At 61.4% G+C, this 19,599-nt stretch carries 19 protein-coding genes; 15 read left to right on the top strand and 4 right to left on the bottom strand.

Annotated features, from left to right (window positions below):
• Nucleotide 1: 1 nt before the first annotated feature.
• Nucleotides 2-1,093, bottom strand: coding sequence for an ABC transporter substrate-binding protein (locus ABCW43_RS28110; RefSeq protein WP_345930632.1), 1,092 nt, complete (start codon nt 1,091-1,093; stop codon nt 2-4).
• A gap of 218 nt (nt 1,094-1,311) precedes the next feature.
• Between ABCW43_RS28110 and ABCW43_RS28105 the strand changes: the two genes are divergently transcribed.
• On the top strand, nt 1,312-1,869 hold the full coding sequence (locus ABCW43_RS28105) for a nucleoside 2-deoxyribosyltransferase (RefSeq protein WP_345930631.1): 558 nt from the start codon (nt 1,312-1,314) through the stop codon (nt 1,867-1,869).
• Here ABCW43_RS28105 and ABCW43_RS28100 read toward each other — a convergent pair.
• Nucleotides 1,866-2,594 (bottom strand): GntR family transcriptional regulator, encoded by a 729-nt coding sequence (locus ABCW43_RS28100; RefSeq protein ID WP_345930630.1) that lies wholly within the window; start codon nt 2,592-2,594, stop codon nt 1,866-1,868. The genes ABCW43_RS28105 and ABCW43_RS28100 overlap by 4 nt on opposite strands.
• Before the next feature lie 240 nt (nt 2,595-2,834).
• Here ABCW43_RS28100 and ABCW43_RS28095 point away from each other — a divergent pair, with 240 nt between their 5' ends.
• The 6 genes from ABCW43_RS28095 (at nt 2,835) to ABCW43_RS28070 (ending at nt 8,763) form a co-directional block, all read left to right on the top strand.
• Entirely contained in the window at nt 2,835-3,926 is a 1,092-nt protein-coding gene (locus tag ABCW43_RS28095; RefSeq protein WP_345930629.1) for an ABC transporter ATP-binding protein, read from the top strand.
• A gap of 36 nt (nt 3,927-3,962) precedes the next feature.
• The gene (locus tag ABCW43_RS28090; protein ID WP_345930628.1) at nt 3,963-5,252 is read left to right on the top strand and encodes an ABC transporter substrate-binding protein; all 1,290 of its coding nucleotides are present in this window, start codon (nt 3,963-3,965) and stop codon (nt 5,250-5,252) included.
• A 194-nt stretch (nt 5,253-5,446) separates the two neighbouring features.
• Nucleotides 5,447-6,358, top strand: coding sequence for an ABC transporter permease (locus ABCW43_RS28085; protein WP_345930627.1), 912 nt, complete (start codon nt 5,447-5,449; stop codon nt 6,356-6,358).
• Nucleotide 6,359: 1 nt separating this feature from the next.
• Nucleotides 6,360-7,178, top strand: a complete 819-nt coding sequence (locus ABCW43_RS28080) for an ABC transporter permease (RefSeq protein ID WP_306862142.1) — start codon at nt 6,360-6,362, stop codon at nt 7,176-7,178.
• Between the two features lie 5 nt (nt 7,179-7,183).
• Nucleotides 7,184-7,930 carry an aspartate/glutamate racemase family protein gene (locus tag ABCW43_RS28075; RefSeq protein WP_345930626.1) on the top strand — a complete coding sequence of 249 codons (747 nt, stop codon included), beginning with the start codon at nt 7,184-7,186 and terminating at the stop codon, nt 7,928-7,930.
• On the top strand, nt 7,927-8,763 hold the full coding sequence (locus ABCW43_RS28070; protein WP_345930625.1) for a GNAT family N-acetyltransferase: 837 nt from the start codon (nt 7,927-7,929) through the stop codon (nt 8,761-8,763). Before ABCW43_RS28075 ends, ABCW43_RS28070 begins: the two co-directional genes overlap by 4 nt.
• Nucleotides 8,764-8,810: 47 nt before the next feature.
• On the opposite strand, the gene ABCW43_RS28065 is transcribed toward ABCW43_RS28070, so the two are convergent.
• Complete coding sequence (locus ABCW43_RS28065; protein ID WP_345930624.1) at nt 8,811-9,632, bottom strand: bifunctional allantoicase/(S)-ureidoglycine aminohydrolase; 822 nt, start codon at nt 9,630-9,632, stop codon at nt 8,811-8,813.
• 485 nt (nt 9,633-10,117) lie between these two features.
• Here ABCW43_RS28065 and ABCW43_RS28060 point away from each other — a divergent pair, with 485 nt between their 5' ends.
• From ABCW43_RS28060 to ABCW43_RS28030, 7 genes are all read left to right on the top strand, one after another.
• The gene (locus ABCW43_RS28060; protein ID WP_345930623.1) at nt 10,118-11,704 is read left to right on the top strand and encodes an ABC transporter substrate-binding protein; all 1,587 of its coding nucleotides are present in this window, start codon (nt 10,118-10,120) and stop codon (nt 11,702-11,704) included.
• A gap of 78 nt (nt 11,705-11,782) precedes the next feature.
• Nucleotides 11,783-12,736 (top strand): ABC transporter permease, encoded by a 954-nt coding sequence (locus ABCW43_RS28055; protein WP_345930622.1) that lies wholly within the window; start codon nt 11,783-11,785, stop codon nt 12,734-12,736.
• A gap of 3 nt (nt 12,737-12,739) precedes the next feature.
• Nucleotides 12,740-13,633 (top strand): ABC transporter permease, encoded by an 894-nt coding sequence (locus tag ABCW43_RS28050; protein ID WP_345930621.1) that lies wholly within the window; start codon nt 12,740-12,742, stop codon nt 13,631-13,633.
• Nucleotides 13,630-14,691, top strand: coding sequence for an ABC transporter ATP-binding protein (locus ABCW43_RS28045; RefSeq protein ID WP_345930620.1), 1,062 nt, complete (start codon nt 13,630-13,632; stop codon nt 14,689-14,691). Before ABCW43_RS28050 ends, ABCW43_RS28045 begins: the two co-directional genes overlap by 4 nt.
• A gap of 2 nt (nt 14,692-14,693) precedes the next feature.
• The gene (locus ABCW43_RS28040) at nt 14,694-15,659 is read left to right on the top strand and encodes an ABC transporter ATP-binding protein (protein WP_445739018.1); all 966 of its coding nucleotides are present in this window, start codon (nt 14,694-14,696) and stop codon (nt 15,657-15,659) included.
• 71 nt (nt 15,660-15,730) lie between these two features.
• The gene (locus ABCW43_RS28035; RefSeq protein WP_345930618.1) at nt 15,731-16,408 is read left to right on the top strand and encodes an aspartate/glutamate racemase family protein; all 678 of its coding nucleotides are present in this window, start codon (nt 15,731-15,733) and stop codon (nt 16,406-16,408) included.
• Nucleotides 16,409-16,512: 104 nt separating this feature from the next.
• Nucleotides 16,513-17,352 carry a MurR/RpiR family transcriptional regulator gene (locus ABCW43_RS28030; protein ID WP_345930617.1) on the top strand — a complete coding sequence of 280 codons (840 nt, stop codon included), beginning with the start codon at nt 16,513-16,515 and terminating at the stop codon, nt 17,350-17,352.
• Between the two features lie 478 nt (nt 17,353-17,830).
• Here the strand turns inward: ABCW43_RS28030 and ABCW43_RS28025 are convergent, their stop codons facing one another.
• Nucleotides 17,831-18,310 carry a hypothetical protein gene (locus tag ABCW43_RS28025; protein WP_345930616.1) on the bottom strand — a complete coding sequence of 160 codons (480 nt, stop codon included), beginning with the start codon at nt 18,308-18,310 and terminating at the stop codon, nt 17,831-17,833.
• A 250-nt stretch (nt 18,311-18,560) separates the two neighbouring features.
• On the opposite strand from ABCW43_RS28025, the gene ABCW43_RS28020 reads away from it, so the two are divergent.
• Entirely contained in the window at nt 18,561-19,427 is an 867-nt protein-coding gene (locus ABCW43_RS28020; RefSeq protein WP_345930615.1) for a MipA/OmpV family protein, read from the top strand.
• The last annotated feature ends 172 nt before the right edge of the window (nt 19,428-19,599 follow it).

The following is a 19,599-nucleotide window of genomic DNA, read 5'->3' as shown; positions in this document are numbered from 1 at the left end:
CCTACTTCGCCTTGAACTGGGCGTAGTTGGCCGAGCCGCTCTGTTCCTTCATCCACAGGATGCTATCGATATCGGCATCGGTGATATCGTAGTTGTAGAGCGTCTTGTATGCGGTCTTCATCTCGGCGCGCAGATCGTATTTGAAGATATCCGGCTGGGTCAGGTTGGCGGTCCACATCCAGGCCAGCGGCGATTCCTGGTTCGGCGGATCCCAGCGATAACCGCCGAGCGGCATCTTGTAGACCCGCTTGTTCCGGGCCGCCTTGGTCAGCGACAGGATCGGGTCGTTATAGACCCAGTTCACGTCGAGCTTGGCCTCGAAGGCGTTGAGAAAGATGATTTCCGGATCCCACTGGGCGATCTGCTCCTTGTTGATCGTCACCGTGCCGTTGAGCTCTGCCGAAGCGTTCCTGCCGCCGACAAGCTCCATGTACCATGCATTGTAGCTGCCCTTGGTTCCCGTGGTTGCGATCTCGCTCAGCGCGCGGGCGATATAAAGCGTGCTGGGCTTCTTGTCTTGCGGGATCGCCTTGGCCTTGGCTTCGATGTCCTTCTGAACCCGGTCGCGCCACTCGACCAGTTCCTTGATGCGCTCCGGCTTGCCGATCGCCCTCGACGTCATCGTCATGTAGTCGCGGGTCAGCTGCTCGGTGCCGTAAAGGATCAGCATGGCGTTGAGGCCGGCATTGGTGATCGGCGCGACGATATCGTTGCCGCGGCCGCCCCACTGGATGACGAGATCCGGATTGGTCGCCGTCAGCGCCTCGATGTTCGGCACGAAATTCGGAGCGGTCACGTCGGACGGAATGTCCTTGGTTTCCGGAAAGATCTTGCTCAGGATGCCTTCGAGCACGGCGCTCTTGGCAGTCGGGTTCATGCCGACGAGCTTCTTCGTCCCGCCGTCCAGCGCGATCACCGTCGAGGCCATCGGAATGACGATCGAAACGATCCGCTCGGCGGCCTTGGCGAGTTTCACCTCGCGGTTTTCCTGGTCCTTGAAAATGATCTCCTCGGCCGCGGCACCATGCGCCAGCAAGCCGGAAAGTGCGGCGGCCAGAAGGCCGCGCGTAGCGAAACGAGTGAGCGAAACCATGATCTATCCCCTGCCGGTAACGTCGTCGGGGAGCATTCCTAATGCGCGTGATTATACTTGTCTACAAATCTCCACTTTTAAAATGCGATTCGCCCATTCAGTAATGAACTGAACGGCCTTTGGCGGCTCAAGCCCGTCGCCCGACGCATTCTTGCTCGCAATGAGCCGGACAGGACGCTATGGAACACCGGTGCTGACCGATTCATCAGAGGATTTTCATGCCGACCATTTATCTCGCCGGCCCCGAAGTATTTTTGCCCGATGCCCAGATCGTGATGGGTGAGAAACGCCGCCTCGCCCGCAGCTTCGGCTTCGAGCCGACAGGTCCCGGCAGCGACGAGAACCAGGCGCCTGTAGGCCAGCTGACGGCAACCGCGATCTACCAGCGGAACGACGACGCGATGCGGCGCGCGGATGTCTGCCTCGCCAATATCACGCCGTTCCGCGGTATCAGCGCCGATCCGGGCACCGTCTACGAAATCGGCTTCATGATCGCGCTCGGCAAACGGGTCTGGGCCTATACCAACCATCCCGACGACTATGGTACGCGGGTGCGGTCGATCTGGTATTCTGGGCTCGACATCGATGAGAGCAGCGGTCGTCCTCGCGGCCCGGACGGCTTGTCGATCGAGAACCACGGCAAGGCCGACAACCTGATGATCGACCTCGGCATCGAGGAAGGTGGCGGCCGGGTCATTCGCGCCGCCGCACTGCCGGCCGATCCGGAACGGGACCTAGCCGCCTATACCGAGGCATTGCGGCATCTGCGGGGTTAAACGAGCGACAGCGCGTCCTTGAGACCCAAGCCCTGCTTCACCTGAAGATCGAGATCGGCCTCGATATGATCGATGTGATGGATCATGAGTTTCGCGGCGCGCTCGCCGTCACCCTTTTCCAGGGCATCGAGAACGGCGGTATGCTCTGAATGTCCGCAGCTCGAAACGCCGGAACGGCCATAGAGCGCGATCACCAGCGATGAACGCGCGACCAGTTCGTCCATGAACCGCTGCAGGATGACATTGCCGGCGACCGAGGCCAGCATGAGGTGGAAATCGCCGGACGCCTTGATCTCGGCTCGCCGCGCAGCCGGCCCGCGCTCGTTCATGTAACGCTGTTCCTCGTCGAGCTGGCGGCGGAACTCCGCGATATCCTCGGGCGTGATCCGCTCGATCGCTGACGCGATGATGCCGGGCTCGATCAGTCGGCGGGAAGCAAAAATCTGGCGCGCTTCTTCCGGCGACGGATTGGAGACGAAGGCGCCGCGGTTGCGCTCGGTTTTCACCAAACCTTCGAAGGCGAGCATCTGCAGTGCGGCGCGCGCGACCGTGCGACTGACGTCGAAAAGTGAGCCGACTTCGCTTTCAGATAGTTTGGTGCCGGGCGCAAGACGTCGATCGATGATCGCATTGCGTAGGGATTCCCGGATCGCCATGGAACGATCCTCCGGGGAACGATCCTCGGGCGTGGTATCGGTAAGATTGATCTTTTCGCTGATATTCATTGCTGTGGTCCGATGTCCGGCTTTTGTAACCCGAGTGGCTACAGGATGCCAAGCGACTTGTTTTTGATCCAATGGCAAGATTGCATACGATTTGCCCAAAGGATCGAAAACGATCGCCCGATTCTTACGCAGTCGCAAAACGTGCCCGTCAGGGCTTCGAGGTAAATCCAAGTCTTTCTAATGGTTTAATCGAGTTGGCATGGCTGATGCATGACAATATCAGACGCAAGGGAGCGCCTGATGAGCAAAGCCGCCGAAATAGACATCGCTTCAGTCTCAAAAATCTACGGGACAACCACGGCCGTTCACGCGATCAGCCTGAAGATTCCAGCCGGAACCTATTGCTGCCTGCTCGGTCCGTCCGGCTGCGGAAAGACCTCGACGCTTCGGATGATCGCCGGGCACGAGAGCATTTCCTCAGGCGACGTCCGCCTCGGCAACACCGTCGTCACCGACCTGCCGCCGGCCAAGCGCGGCACGGCGATGATGTTCCAGTCCTACGCCCTCTTTCCGCATCTCGACCTCATCGACAACGTCGCCTTCAGCCTCAAGATGAAGGGCGTCGACAAGGACGAACGGCGCGCCAAGGCTATGGACATGCTGCGGCTGATGCAGCTCGAAGCCTATGCGACCCGCCGTCCGGCCCAGCTTTCCGGCGGCCAGCAGCAGCGCGTGGCGCTTGCCCGCGCGCTGATCACCGATCCGGAAGCGTTGCTTCTCGACGAACCGCTTTCGGCGCTCGACCCGTTCCTGAAGATCCGCATGCGTGCCGAACTCAAGAAGCTGCAGGCGTCGCTCGGCATCACCTTCGTGCACGTGACGCATAGCCAGGAAGAGGCGATGGCGCTCGCCGATATCATCGTCATCATGAACGACGGCCGCATCGAGCAGGCTGCCCATCCTCGCGTGGTATTCGAAAAACCGGCGACCGCTTTCGTCGCCAAGTTCATGGGCGACCACAACGTCATCTCGGGCCGGGTGACGCAGAGTTCCGGCGACAAGCTGATGTTGTCGGTGCCCGCAGGCGGAGATTTCCTTGCCACCGACGACGGCGCCGCCGGGCTGACCGATACGGCCGACATCGCCATCCGCACCGACCATGTCCGCATCGGCCAGCCTTCCGAAAAGGGCCTCGGCTTCACCGGCTCCGTCTCGAACGTGGAATATCGCGGTTCTTCGGTGAAGCTCTCGGTCAACGGCGCGGGCATCGAGGATTTCACCGCGATCCTGACCGACGCCGAATTTTTTGCCAATCCGGTCAAGGTCGGAGGAGCGATCCCGCTTTCCTGGGGCCGCGAGGACGCCATCGTCCTCGGCCGCCTCAAGAACTGATGCAAACACAAAAACTCAACAGAGGAGAACAAGGCAATGACTGAGACCAAAAAGACACCTAAGGGAATTTCGCGCCGCACGCTTCTGAAGACGGCGTCCGCCGCGGCCGGTCTTGCCGCCGGTTCCGGCGCCATCACCGGCTTCCCGACCATCTGGGCCCAGAACCCGATCACGCTGCGCCAGTTCGGCACCGGTGTTTCGAACCTCAATGCGATCGCCGAGAAGTGCAAGGCCGACCTCGGCATCACGCTCGAAATGACCGCGACGGACTCGGATGCCGCCGCCCAGCGCGCCGTCACCCAGCCGAACTCCTACGACATCGCCGATATCGAGTACTGGATCTTGAAGAAGGTCTATCCGGCCGGCGTCATCCAGCCGATGGATACCACCAAGCTGAAGTACTACGACAAGATCGTGCCGCTGTTCAAAAATGGCAAGCTGAAGCCCGACAGCGTGATCGCTCAAGGGACCGCGCCGCACACGGTCGGTTATGTCGCAAAGCCCGGCGACAAGACCTTCGCCAAGGAAGAAACCAAGTGGTTCACGATGGTTCCGACCATCTACAACGCCGACACGCTCGGCATCCGCCCGGACCTCGTCGGCCGCGAGATCTCGACCTGGGCCGACATCATGGACCCGAAGTTCAAGGGCAAGGCCTCGATCCTCAACATCCCGTCGATCGGCATCATGGATGCCGCGATGATCATGGAGGCCATGGGCAACATCAAATATGCCGACAAGGGCAACATGACCAAGGCGGAAATCGACAAGACGATCGACTTCCTGATCAAGGCCAAGCAGGCGGGCCAGTTCCGTGCCTTCTGGAAATCGTTCGACGAGAGCGTCAACCTGATGGCCTCGGGCGAAGTCGTCATCCAGTCGATGTGGTCGCCGGCGGTCGCCGCCGTGCGCTCCAAGGGCATCGCCTGCAAATACCAGCCGCTCAAGGAAGGTTATCGCTCGTGGGGCGGCGGTCTCGGGCTTGCAGCTCATCTCTCGGGCGCCAAGCTCGACGCTGCCTATGAATATATCAACTGGTACACGTCCGGCTGGGTCGGCGCCTATCTCAACCGCCAGGGCTACTATTCGGCCGCCATGGAAACCGCCAAGGCCCACATGTCCGCGGACGAGTGGGGCTACTGGATCGAAGGCAAGCCGGCCAAGGGCGATATCGTCGCTCCGGACGGCAAGGTCATGGAAAAGGCGGGCGCCGTGCGCGACGGCGGCTCCTTCGAGGAACGCATGGGCCACGTCGCATGCTGGAACTCGGTGATGGACGAGGACCGCTACATGGTCCGCCGCTGGAACGAGTTCATCGCCGCGTAGCAGGAATGGGGCGTGAAGCCCCTCCCCCTTGTGGGGAGGGGTTGGGGAGGGGACTTCGCTCCGGGTGAAAACCCCTCCCGCCTGCCGTCCCACCAACCGGGGACGGGTCGCTTGCCCCGTCCCGTCCTCCGGACCCCCACGAGGGGGAGGGTTAAGACTGCCGCACCGCTAAGCCCCTCAAAAGGGAAACAACCATGGCGACGATCACATCCTCCGAACCGGCCAACGCCGAGAACGCAAAGCCCAAGAGCTTCCGCTTGTCGCCGGCTGCGATCTCCTATCTCCAGGCGACGCCGCTGGCGCTCATCCTCGGGGCCTTCCTGCTGCTGCCGATCCTGATGATCTCGGTCGTCAGCTTCTGGGATTACGACTTCGCCCAGATGTATCCGGACTTCCTGTCGATGAACTATGCGGAGACGCTCGGTTCGTGGGTGACCTGGAAGACCTATCTGAATACCCTGAAATTTGCCTTCCTGGTCTGGGCGATCACGCTGTTCGTCGGTTTCTGGGTCGCCTATTTTCTGGCGTTCCACATTCGCACCACGGCCATGCAGATGGTGCTGTTCCTCGTCTGCACGGTGCCGTTCCTGACATCGAACATCATCCGCATGATCTCGTGGATTCCGGTGTTGGGGCGCAATGGCCTCGTCAATACGACCCTGATCAATGCTGGGATCATCCCGGAGCCGATCGAATGGCTGCTCTATTCGGATTTCGCCGTCGTGCTTGCCATGGTGCATCTCTATACGCTGTTCATGGTGACGCCGATCTTCAACACGCTGATGCGCATCGACAAATCGCTGGTCGAAGCGGCGCGCGACGCCGGTGCCACGAGCACGCAAATCCTTACCAACGTCATCATTCCGCTTGCCAAGCCTGGCATGGCGATCGGCACCATCTTCGTCGTGACGCTTGTCATGGCCGATTTCTCCACCGTTCAGGTGATGTCCGGCGGCCAGAGCGCTTCGGTGGCTCTGATGATGAAAAACCAGATGTCGCTATTGCAATATCCGGCAGCCGCCGCCAACGCGGTCGTCCTGCTCGTCCTCGTTCTGCTGATGGTCGCGGGCATTCTCCGCATCGTCGATATCCGCAAGGAGCTTTGAGATGCACAGCGACAAGCGCGGCCGGGAATTCTATCTTCTCGCCATCTTCTTCGCCATCTTCGTGCTGTTCCTTTACGGTCCGCTCTCGGCGATCCTCATCCTCTCCTTCCAGGGGCCGAACGGCGGCCTCACCTTCCCGCTGAACGGCGTTTCGCTGCGCTGGTTCGCCAACCTGTTCGAGACCCAGGCGGTCGGCGATTTCGGCGGTTCATTCCGGCGCTCCGCCATGCTCGGCATCATGGTGATGATCGTCACCGTCGTCGTCTCGCTGCTCGCGGGCCTCGCCTTCCGCCGCCGCTTCATTGGTTCGACCGCGCTCTTCTATCTCGCGGTCGCCAGCCTGGTGGTGCCCTCGATCATCATCTCGCTCGGCATCGGCGTCGTCTTCCAGCAGCTCGGGTTCCAGCCGTCCTGGTATACGTCCGCCTTCGGTGCGCACCTCACCTGGACGCTGCCCTTCGGCGTCTTGATCATGTTCGCCGTCTTCAACCGTTTTTCGCCCGCCTACGAGGAAGCCGCGCGCGATCTCGGCGCTTCGTCCTGGCAGACCTTCCGCCATGTCGTGCTGCCGATGATCGCGCCGAGCCTCATCGGCGTCGGCCTGTTTGGCTTTACGTTGTCCTATGACGAATTTGCCCGCACGTTGATGACCGCGGGCACCTTCAACACGCTGCCGCTCGAAATCTACGGCATGACGACCAATGTCACGACACCGGTTCTCTACGCGCTCGGCACGGTGACGACGGTGTTTTCCTTCCTCGTCATCGCCGGCACGCTTGGCCTGATCGTCCACCTCAATCGCCGTCGCCTGCGGTCGTGAACAGAATGCGCATTCTTGTCGTAAACCCGAATACCACCGCCAGCATGACGGCGACGATCGCCGACTCCGCCATGCGTGTCGCCAATCCGAACACCGAGATCGTTGCGGTCACCTCCTCCATGGGGCCGGTCTCGATCGAGGGCTATTATGACGAGGCCTTCGCAGTGCCCGGCCTGCTGATCGAGATCGCCAGGGGCGAGAAGGCCGGTGCAGATGCGGCGATCATCGCCTGTTTCGACGACACGGGCCTCGACGCCGCACGGGCGCTGGCCAATATTCCCGTTGTCGGCATCTGCGAAGCGGCTCTGGCCACGACCACCTTCATTGCCCAGCGCTTCACCATCGTCACCACCATGGAGCGCTCGCGCCTGCCGCTCGAACATCTCGTCGACCGGTACGGCATGGCCGGGCGATGCAAGGTGCGGGCTGCCGATATTCCGGTTCTGTCGCTGGAAGATCCGAACTCCAATGCCCGCGATCGGTTGCGTAGTGAGATCGCCACGGCTTTGCGGGAGGACAAGGCGGAGGCTATCGTACTCGGCTGCGCCGGCATGGCGGACCTCACGGCGGAGCTACGCCGCGAATTCGGCGTGCCTGTGGTCGACGGCGTCGCAGCGGCGCTGAAACACGCCGAGGCGCTGGTGACATTGGGCTTGTCGACGGCCAAACGCGGCGCTTATGCTTCGCCCGTCTCCAAGCCCTACAAGGGACTGCTGGAGGGTTTCGAACCCCGGAAGCTGGCCGCCAAATGAAGACTGACTCGACCATCCGCGCGCTCACCTTCTCCGAGGTCGAGCAACTCGTCGACTGGGCGCGGATCGAGGGCTGGAATCCCGGCCTTGCCGATGCACCGGCTCTTCATGCCGCCGACCCTCAGGGTTTTATCGGCTGTTTCGTGAATGGGGAAATGGCGGCCGGCATATCCGCGGTCCGCTACGGTTCCGATTTCGGCTTTATCGGCCTGTACATCACCCAACCAGATTTTCGCGGCAAAGGTTTTGGCAGAAAGGTTTGGGATGCCGGTATGGCGCATCTCGACGGCCGGACGATCGGCCTTGACGGCGTGCCGGAACAGCAGGCGAACTATCGCAGCATGGGCTTCGAACCGGCCTATGAGACGTTTCGCTGGAGCGGCAGCCTCGCCGGAAGCCGCGATGCCGATGTGGCCGCAGTCACCGACGATCTCTTGGCCGCCATTCTTGGCTACGACCAAGCGTTCTTCCCTGCGAAGCGCGATATTTTCCTGACCGCCTGGCTGAAGCCGCCGCGGGCTGCCAAGGTCATCATCCGTGACGGCAATGTCTGCGGCTATGCGGTCTGCCGCAAATGCCATGACGGCTACAAGATCGGGCCGCTGTTTGCCCAGACCGCCGCCGACGCTCAAAAACTGCTGAGCGCCTGTGCCGCGGAGATCGGCGCCGAAACCATGCATGTCGACGTATCCGCCTCGCAGACGGAATTTTCAGCCTATCTCGAGGCACATCGTTTCGTGAAAGGCTTCACGACCGCGCGTATGTATCGCGGCCCGGCGCCGAAGGTGCGGATGCCGGGCGTGTTCGGGATTACGACCCTCGAACTCGGCTGACGGCGGCGTCCGGCGCGAGGACGCCGCGCATGCTCGTCAGGCAGCGACTACCACAGTTCGGTGTGGCGATTGACGTCCTTGTAGAGCAGGTAACGGAAGCGGCCGGGACCGCCGGCATAACAGGCCTGCGGGCAAAAGGCGCGCAGCCACATGTAGTCGCCCGCTTCCACCTCGACCCAATCCTGATTGAGCCGGTAGACGGCCTTGCCTTCGAGCACGTAGAGGCCGTGCTCCATGACATGCGTCTCCATGAACGGAATGGTCGCGCCGGGCTCCAGGGTGACGATGTTGAGATGCATGTCGTAACGGACGTCGGACGTATCGACGAAACGGGTCGTGCCCCAGCGGTCGCCCGTGTCCGGCATCCATGAAATCGGATGCTCGTCTTCATGGGTGAAGACCGCAGGCGGAGCTTCCAGCCCCTCGACCGGCTGGAAGGCCTTGCGAACCCAGTGGAACTTGACCGGCGCCGTGCCGCGATTGCGCAGCTTCCACGGCGATCCGGCCGGGATATAGGCAAAGGAGCCTGCCCTCAGCGCATGATCGCTTCCGCCAAACTCGATCGACATCTCGCCCTCGACGACGAAGATTGCCGCCTCGGCGCGCGCGTTGGGTTCCGGCCGGTCGCTTCCGCCACCAGGCTGAACTTCCACGATGTATTGGGAGAACGTCTCCGAAAACCCCGTCATCGGGCGGGAGATGATCCATGCCCTCGTTCCCTCCCAATGGGGAAGCAGGCTGGCCACGATATCTGACATGACGGTCCGAGGAATGACCGCATAGGATGTCGTGAAAACGGCCTTGCTGGAAAGAAGTTCGGTCTGAGGCGGCAAGCCACCGAGTTTCGAATAATAATCTCTGTTGGTCATGGGTCTGATTTGCGGTCCAATTTCGCGTCGTCTGACGCATATGCTTTAAGCGCCACGCATCTCTAGGCAACCCATAAATTCGACCCGACAAGCCGCGGCTCCAAGATTTCCGCCGATTATCTGTCTAACCGATGATCTCGAAGCCACGCCGCGAAGTGCAACGGCCTGTCTCGAGGAACTGAACTGAAACATCCGTCAGACGCGGGTGCGTCGGGGCTACCGGCGCGGCATTTTTCGGCAGACGCCTCGCATTCTCGCCACAGAATTCGGCACGAGCCGTCCGTATCTCGAAATTGAGCTCATCTATTTGAGCTAGTCCGTTAGAGATCGATGTGAAATCCCAGTTTCACAGAAATTGGCATGAAATCTGCTTTCCCTTTTATGACTGGGTAAAAAAGTCCAGTGACTTCAATAAAAGAGGGAACAGCATGACCAAAACATCATCAAATAACCGGCATGGCATCAGCATTTTTCGGAACCTGCGGATGACGACGGTATTTGGCGCGACCGCGGCAGCGCTCCTTGCAACCCCCGCGCTGGCGGCTGGAACGCTGCGTATCGGTATGACCGCTTCCGATATCCCGCTCACCACCGGCCAGACCGATCAGGGCGGCGAAGGTCAGCGCTTCATGGGTTATACGGTCTACAATTCACTGATCGAGTGGGATCTTTCGAAAGCCGACAAGCCATCCGCCCTCATTCCGAGCCTTGCGACCTCCTGGCAGGTCGATTCGGCCGACAAGACCAAATGGACCTTCAAGCTCCGCGACGGCGTCAAATTCCATGACGGCAGCGCCTTCGATGCGGAGGCGGTCGTCTGGAACCTCGACAAGCTGTTGAAGACCGACGCTCCGCAGTTCGACAAGCGCCAGGCGGCGCAGGGCAAGTCGCGCATCCCGGCGGTCGTTTCCTACAAGGTCGTCGATCCCCTGACGGTGGAAATCACCACCAACACGCCGGATGCGACGCTTCCCTACCAGCTGAGCTGGATCCTCATTTCCTCGCCGGCGAACTGGGAAAAGCAGGGCAAGAACTGGGATACGGTCGCCCAGAAGCCTTCCGGCACCGGTCCGTGGAAACTGGAAAGCGGCTTTACGCCACGCGAGCGGGCCGAGCTGACGCCCAACAAGGACTACTGGGACAAGGCGCGCGTTCCCAAGCTCGACAAGCTCGTCCTTATCCCGTTGCCTGAACCCAATACCCGTGTCGCAGCGCTCCGCTCCGGCCAGGTCGACTGGATCGAGGCACCCGCCCCGGACTCGGTGAAATCGCTGAAAGAAGCCGGTCTCAAGATCATCACCAATTCCTACCCGCATAACTGGACCTGGCACCTGTCGCGCATCGACGGATCCCCATGGAATGACATCCGCGTCCGAAAGGCTGCGAACCTTGCAGTTGACCGCGCGGGCCTGAACGAACTTCTCGGCGGTCTTTCCGTCCCGGCGCAAGGCTATATGCCGCCCGGCCACCAGTGGTTCGGCAAGCCGGCCTTCAAGGTGGAATACAATGTCGAGGAAGCCAAGAAGCTGATGAAGGAAGCGGGTTACGGCCCCGACAAGCCGCTGAAGACCAAGGTCATCATCTCCTCCTCCGGTTCCGGCCAGATGCTGCCCCTGCAAATGAACGAATACATCCAGCAGACGCTTGCCGAGGTCGGCATCAATGTCGAATACGAGGTGATGGACTGGAATACGGTCATCAACGTCTGGCGCGCCGGCGCCAAGGACCCAAGCGCCAAAGGCGCAACGGCGATCAACTACAGCTACTTCATCCAGGATCCCTTCACCGCCATGATCCGCCAGTCGCAGTGCAAGCTCGCCCCGCCGACCGGCACCAACTGGGGCTATTATTGCGATAAGGACATGGATGCGCTGTTCGACAAGGTGCGCAACACCTTCGATCCCGTCGAACAGGACAAGGTAATGCAGCAGGTGCACGAGAAATACGTGAACGATGCGCTGTTCCTGATGGTGACGCACGACGTCAATCCGCGCGCCATGACCGCCAAGGTCAAGGGCTTCGTCCAGGCCCAGAACTGGTTCCAGGATTTTTCGACGATTACCATGGAGTAATTCCGAGCATGCGGCGCGCCGGGCGATCGGCGCGCCGCCTTTCATGATGCCCGATCAACCTCTCCCGGTGAGGACACCATGCTGCTCTACGCCCTGAAACGACTTCTGCACGTCATTCCCGTCGCGATCGGCGTGAGCATCGTATGCTTCATGCTGATCCATATCGCCCCAGGCGATCCGCTCGCCGCGATCCTGCCTTCGGACGCCTCCGCCGAATTGCAGACACAGATGCGCAGCTTCTACGGATTGGACCGACCGCTTCCCGTCCAATATGCCCTTTGGGCATGGCACGCGCTGCAGGGCGATCTCGGTACCTCGATCGCCAGCGGCCGGCCGGTGCTGAACGAGATCCTGGATGCATCCGTCAATTCCATCATCCTCGCGCTCGCTGCCGCCGTTATCGGCTTCCTGGCGGGTTCTACCCTGGGTTTCCTGGCCGGCGTCTTCCGCGGAAGCTGGGTGGACCGCCTGGCATCGGCGGTTTCGATGCTGGGCGTCAGCGTACCCCACTATTGGCTCGGCATGGTGCTGGTCATCGCCTTTTCCGTCACGCTCGGCTGGCTGCCCGCCATGGGCGGCGGACCAGAGGGATCGTCCGGCCGAAACTTCAGCTGGGCCTATCTGCAGTTCCTCATCCTGCCTGCCGTCACCATGTCGGTCATCCCGATGGGCATCATCGCCCGCACCATCCGCTCGCTGGTCGCCGATATCCTCTCCCAGGACTTCACCCAGGCACTTGCCGCCAAGGGGCTGATGACACAGCAGATCCTGCGCCACGTGGTGCGCAACGCCGCGCCGACCGCGCTCTCGGTCATGGGGCTGCAGCTCGGTTACCTGCTTGGCGGCTCGATCCTGATCGAAACGGTTTTCTCCTGGCCGGGAACCGGCTTCCTGTTGAACGGCGCGATCTTCACCCGCGACCTGCCCATCCTGCAGGGCACGATCCTGGTGCTCGCCATGTTCTTCGTTTTCCTCAACCTCGTCGTCGACGTGCTGCAGAGCGCGATCGATCCCCGCATCCAGAGGAGCTGACACATGGCTGTCGTCACCGCAGACATCGCGGCCCCTTCCCCTGCCGCCATCGCCAAATCCCCCGGCTTCTGGAGCGGCGTGCTGCGCCGCATCTGCCGCGATCCGGTCGCCATGACGGCCCTCGCTATTCTCCTGATCCTGGTGCTGATCGCGATTCTTGCGCCCTATATCGCGCCTTACGATCCCTCCAAGGGCAGCGTCATCCGCCGCCTCAAGCCGATCGGCACGCCAGGCTACATCTTCGGCACGGACGAACTCGGCCGCGACATGCTCTCCCGGCTGATTTATGGCGCGCGGCTATCGCTGATCATGGGCGTCATTCCGGTGCCGATCGCCTTCATCATCGGCTCGACGATCGGGATCGTCGCCGGTTACGCGGGCGGCATCGTCAACACGCTGATCATGCGCACGGTCGACGTCTTCTACGCTTTTCCGTCGGTCCTTCTGGCCGTGGCGCTGTCGGGCGCACTCGGCTCGGGGCTCACCAATGCGCTCGTCTCGCTGACGGTCGTCTTCATCCCGCAGATCGCCCGCGTCGCCGAAAGCGTCACCACCCAGGTCCGCAAGCTCGACTACGTGGACGCTGCGCGGGCCTCCGGCGCCCCGCCGATGACGATCATCCGAGTCCATATCCTCGGCAATGTGCTCGGGCCGATCTTCGTCTTTGCAACGAGCCTCATATCCGTCTCGATGATCCTCGCGTCAGGCCTCTCCTTCCTTGGCCTCGGCGTGCGGCCGCCGGATGCCGAATGGGGGCTGATGCTGAACACGCTTCGGACGGCGATCTACAACAACCCGTTCGTGGCGGCCTTGCCCGGCCTGATGATCTTCATCACCTCGATTTGCTTCAACCTTTTCTCAGACGGGCTGCGCACAGCCATGGATGTGAAGTCATGATCAGCATCGTCGAAGAACCTGCCTACGATCTTCCCGTCGGCGAAAGGGGCGGCCCCGCCCAGCCGCTGATCTCCGCCCGCGGCCTGATCAAGCATTTCCCGGTCAAGGGTAGCGGTTTCATGAAGCCGAAGAAGGTCGTTCGCGCCGTCGACGGCGTGGATTTCGATATCTTCAAGGGCGAGACACTCGGGGTCGTCGGAGAAAGCGGCTGCGGCAAGTCCACCACGGCGCGGCTGCTGATGCAGCTCATCTTGCCCGACCGAGGCGATATCCTGTTCGACGGTGAGACGGTTGGCGGCGCGCTGCCGCTTTCCGACTACCGCCGCCAGGTCCAGATGGTCTTTCAGGACAGCTACGCTTCCCTCAACCCGAGGTTGACGATCGAAGAATCCATCGCCTTCGCGCCACGCGTACATGGCGTTCCCGCGAGCAAGGCGATCGCCAGGGCCCATGACCTGCTGCACCGCGTCGGGCTTGAGCCCCTGCGTTTCGCCGGCCGTTACCCGCACGAACTGTCAGGCGGACAGCGGCAGCGCGTCAACATCGCCCGGGCGCTGGCACTCGAACCGCGGCTCGTCATCCTCGACGAGGCTGTGTCGGCACTCGACAAGTCGGTGGAGGCCCAGGTCCTGAACCTGCTCCTCGACCTGAAGCGGGATTTTGGTCTGACTTACCTGTTCATCTCCCACGACCTCAACGTCGTGCGCTTCATGTGTGACCGGGTGATGGTCATGTATCTCGGCAAAGTGGCCGAGATCGGCAGCCGCGATGCGATCTTCGAGAACGCCCGCCATCCCTATTCCGCCGCACTTCTCGCCTCGATGCCGAAGATGGACCCGTCCGAAAGAACCTCAGAGCCGCCGCTCTCGGGCGACCCGCCGAACCCGATCGATCCGCCGCCGGGCTGTCGGTTCCATACCCGCTGTTCGTTTGCCGAGAGCGTCTGCAGCGACAAGCTGCCGCCGCTTGCAAGCGTATCCGAAAGCCAGTCCGCGGCCTGCCTGATGTCCGTACCGGGCTCCGGCCACAGCCGTGCACCGGCATTGATGGAGGCATGACCATGCAAACCGCCGCAATGATCGATATCCGCAATCTTTCCGTGACGTTCAATCGCGGCCGCAAACCGGTGAAGGCCGTCAACGGCGTCAGCCTTTCGGTACAGCCGGGCGAGGTTGTCGCGCTGCTCGGCGAATCCGGGTCCGGCAAGAGCGTCACCATGCGCTCGCTGCTGCGCCTGCACCCCAAAGGCACAACGATCGAAGGCTCGATGACCGTCGCCGGCCGCGATGTGACCGGATTGACGGCCAAGGATCTCGGTGCCTTTCGCGGCGCCGTCGCCTCGATGGTCTTCCAGGAGCCGCGGCTGGCCCTCGACCCCGTCTACACGCTCGGCCGCCAGATAGAAGAAACCATCATGCGGCATGAGGGCATCTCGCGCTCGCAAGCGGCGGCGCGGGCGCTTGCTCTCTTCCAGAAGGTCAAGATTCCATCCCCGGAGCGCCGGCTGCAAAATTATCCGCATGAAATGTCCGGCGGCATGCTGCAGCGATCGATGATCGCCATGGCGCTTGCCTGCAACCCGAAGGTCCTGCTCGCCGACGAACCGACCACGGCTCTCGATGCGACGGTCCAGATCCAGATCCTCCTGCTGATCCGTGATCTGCAGAAGGAATACGGGCTCTCCGTCATCTTCGTCACCCATGATATCGGCGTTGCGGCGGAAGTCGCGGACCGGATCGCGGTGATGTATGCCGGGCGGATCGTCGAGGAAGGCAGGGTTGCCGACATCATCCGCGAACCGAGACACCCATATACCAAGGGGTTGCTCGGCGCCCGCGTCGAACTGGCCCACGGACGCGACCGGCTGATCACCATTCCCGGCGCGCCGCCTGACCTGGCCGCCATGCCGCCCGGTTGCGCCTTTGCGCCGCGCTGCGCCCAGGTTTCCGACCTCTGCCGCACGGAGGTGCCGGCCTTGATGCCGGTCGGCGGAGCCGGCAGCGTCGCTTGCGTGCAATATGCCTGAACAGGCCAAAGCTAATGAGAAACAATGACGAGGCGGGGAGGCTGTCCGTGCAATCGCGCGCGGAACGAGACATGACGCGTATCACATTGATCAATCCGAACACCTCGCGGGCGACGACGGTTATGATGACCGAGATCGCCCGGAAATACCTGCCGGAAAATTTCTCCGTGGAGGGTGTCACCGCCACGAGGGGAGTAGCGATGATCCTGAATGGCGAGGAGCTTGCGGCAGCGGCCGGCGGCGTCGTCGAAATGGGATTGGCTGCGGAGGGGACCAGCGATGGGTTGATCGTCAGCGCATTCGGCGATCCGGGACTGGAACGCCTGAAAGCCCTGTCCAGCCTGCCGGCCGTCGGCATCTGCGAGGCGAGCATGTACGAAGCCTCCGCCGGAGGCCGGCGTTTCGGCATCGCGACCGTCACCCCCGACCTCGTGGCGAGTTTCGCCACCAAGGCCGAAACGCTTGGCCTCGCCCACCTCTTCACCGGCACACGGCTGACCGGCGGCGACCCGCTGGTTCTTGCCTCCGATCCCGCGCGTTTGCACGCGTCGCTTGAGATTGCGGTTCGCGAATGCCTCGAACGGGATTGCGCTGACGCGGTCATCATCGGTGGCGGCCCGCTGGGCCAGGCGGCCGACGATCTTCAGCGGACCTTCTCGTCACCGGTAATCGCGCCTATCCGCTCTGCGGTCGAACTGTTGCTATCCCGGATCGCCCGTCCCCCTGCAGCCGGATCGAGGGCGAACTGATGGAGGCGCCTCCCAGGCAATGCCCCGGAGAGGTGGTTTTTTCTGTTGCAAGTCGCGGCGTCCCGCCGGAAAGTCCGTGCGCTGATGTCTTGGCGGAGCTTCCTGTGCCGAAGGATAAATCGTTCCTGTTTCGCGTAAGGCAGGCAATTCCCCAGTTGCATCCTGCCGAGAAGCGCCTGGGGGAGTTCGTCTGCGACTTTCCCGGCGAGCTTGCCAGCTATTCGGCGCAGGAACTTGCCGCGCTTGCGCATGTTTCCAAGGCCACAGTGACGCGCTTCATCCATCGCCTCGGCTATGAGAACTATGAAGAAGCCCGTCGCCATGCCCGGGCCGAAAAGCAGACCGGTTCCCGGTTCTTCCTGACGACCGCCGCCGACGTGTCGGCCGCCCAGTCGATGCAGGCGCATGTCGCTCAGGCGATCGCCAATCTTGAAGCAACGTTCCTTTCCGTATCCGAGGGCCAGATCGAAGCCGTGACGGAAACAATGCTTGCCGCCCGCAAGGTCTGGGTGCTCGGTTTTCGGAGCAGCCATCCTTTTGCCTCCTACCTGCAATGGCAGTTGACCCAGGTGATCGAGGATATCGTCGCGATCCCCGGCGCGGGGCAGACGCTTGGAGAACACCTTGTCAGCCTGCGCGAAGACGACGTGGTGGTGTTCTTCGCCATGCGCCGGAGAATCGCCCAGGTGGACGCCATCCTCGCCCAGCTTCGGAAATCCAAAGCGAAGCTCCTCTATATCACCGACGAGGGTGCCGCGTTCGAGACATCGGCAACGTGGCATTTCCAATGCCAGACCTTGGCGCCCGGCCCCCTCTTCAACCATACGGCGGTCATGGCCCTCTGCCATCTGATAATCACCCGATGCCTGGAGAAGGCAGGCGTCGAGGGAAGAAAGCGCCTACGCAACATCGAGACGCTGAATGAAGGGCTCGATGAGCTCTGATGAGATCAACGCCGATGGCGAGAGACGCCCGGCCGGGTTGCCCCCGGCACTCAATCTGGCTGCTAGTCAATGCTGACCGATATCGCTACGGGCTTCAAACGGATCGGAACGGAAGCCGACGTCTACGATCACAGCGGCAAGGTAACAACCTCGCACAGCCAGCAGGAAGAAGAAGGCCACCGACGTACACAGTACGATATAGTGCCTGAGTCGCGATCTCCTCGGCAGTTTTGACGCAAACAGGGTCGCGGCATGCCGCACAAACCGGCCCGCTGCCACGATCAGAAACAGAGCTCCCAGAATGTATCCGCTCAACGAGGCGGCGCTTATTAGCCAGTAAATCAAAAGACATATCCCGAAGAAGGCCTGCTCCTGCTTTGGAGCGACAATCCGCCAGAACTCCATTGTACAAGGCCTCTATCCGGCTGCGGTCCCTTCTATCGCCGGACCAAGGCCGGCGGCGACCACTGGAAGCCTCTCAGGATCGAACATCCTTCAATCCTTCCCGCCGGCGCGACAAACCCAGCATGAACTTTATCGCCGCCCACCATCGGGGCGTGTCACGTTCCGGCATCCCTTCATTCTTTGCCTGCTCGGCGCGGGCGGGTTCAATTCTCATCGCCATAGGCTGAACAAGGAACTCGATCCGCTTCATAAATGCGCGGCTGTCGAACCGTTTTGACGTTATCAATGGACCATCGCCGGAAGGCTCGGTGTGGAAGAAAACCTCGAGATTGACCACCGGTATGGAGCGAATATTGCGCAGGAGATCGATCTCCCGTCGCGTCGTTATGGCGAAGGAATACTGATCGGACCGGAGCGCAGTAAAAGCCTCTGGAAACGTCGATACTGCAACGGCCTCATGCCCATGGTCCGCCAGTTTCGCGACAATCGCACTGGCCGCCGCCGAGGGCAGAAACACAAGAATTTTCTTGGGGCGAATGGTTTCGATGGACATGGTGAGTTCCTCATACGGATATGAGAAAATCTAGCTTTTGCCGGTGCAAGAGTGTGTTTGGTTTTATTTGGTTTTGTTGCGAATGCCGCCACCTGCGGGTCAGCGGCAGTGACCGGGACAACATTACTTAACATCACAAAACCCAAGTTAACGACGCCGTCTGGGACAATGCGACCGCGAGAGGCCGACGCGGCGGGCGCAGGCTTTTTCACGCGCAAAACTCTCTATCGGATCCCAGGAGCCAATTGGAATGTCATTGACCAAGTCCTTTTTAAGCCGTCCGCGGCGTGTCGCCATCGCTGCGGGGCTCGCAGTCGTTGCTTGCCCCCTTACCCAGGCAGGTGCTGCCGACCCCTACGAGGCTGAAGAGGCTGCCATCCCCGCGGCAGCGAACTTCGACAAGGGACGGTTTGGCGGGATACGCCAGAAGCTCTCCGACTGGAACGTCATGGTCGGCGCCGGAGCCATGTATGCGCCGAAATTCGAAGGATCGGACGAGTTCGTACTGGTCCCCATTCCTATGATCTCCGCGACCTTTGGTGATCGCGTCACGGTCGATCCGGGCGGGCTGGCGGTCGATGTACTGAAGTCCAACGGTTTCAAGCTCACGGTGAAGGGCGGTTACGACATGGGGGGTGGACGCGATGAAGACGATTCCTCCCACCTGAGAGGGCTTGGCGACATCGACGCCGGGGCTGTTGTCGGAACGCAGCTCTCGTATGAATGGGGACCGATGGAATTTTATGCCTCCGTCGACAAGACGGTCGGCGGGAGCGACGGACTTCTCGGTCAGGTCGGAGCAAATGTCTCCCATCACTACGATCGCTTTATTCTTTCCGCGGGCGCTTCCGCGACGTTCGCCGACGACAACCACATGAAAAGCTACTTTGGGGTAACCGCTGCCCAGTCCGCAAGATCGGGTTTGCGGCAATATGAGGCAAGCGCGGGACTGAAGCGTTTCGACATCGAGGCGTCCGTAACGTACATGGCGACCGAACACTGGGTTATTCGCGGCCAGGCAGGGGTCGGTTTCCTGACCGGCGATGCGAAGGATAGCCCGATCGTTCAGAACGACGTGCAGCCATCTGCGATGCTGATGGCCGGTTACAAGTTCTAGCGGCCCGCGAAGGCGCGGCAAAGCCGCCGACGTCCTCCCCGTTCGCTGGCCTCTTATCCTCGGTTTCCCGCATTGGGATAGGTGGCTTTCGGTGACGGGACCCGACGCAATTCCGATCCTCATGTCGCCTGGAGGGATTTCAATTCCGAGCCGGTCCGACCGGTTCGGACAT

It is taken from the genome of Neorhizobium tunisiense (genome assembly GCF_039631515.1).
Lineage (GTDB): Bacteria > Pseudomonadota > Alphaproteobacteria > Rhizobiales > Rhizobiaceae > Neorhizobium.
The sequence above is the reverse complement of the archived record's forward strand: the minus strand, read 5'-3'. Positions and strand labels throughout refer to the sequence as shown.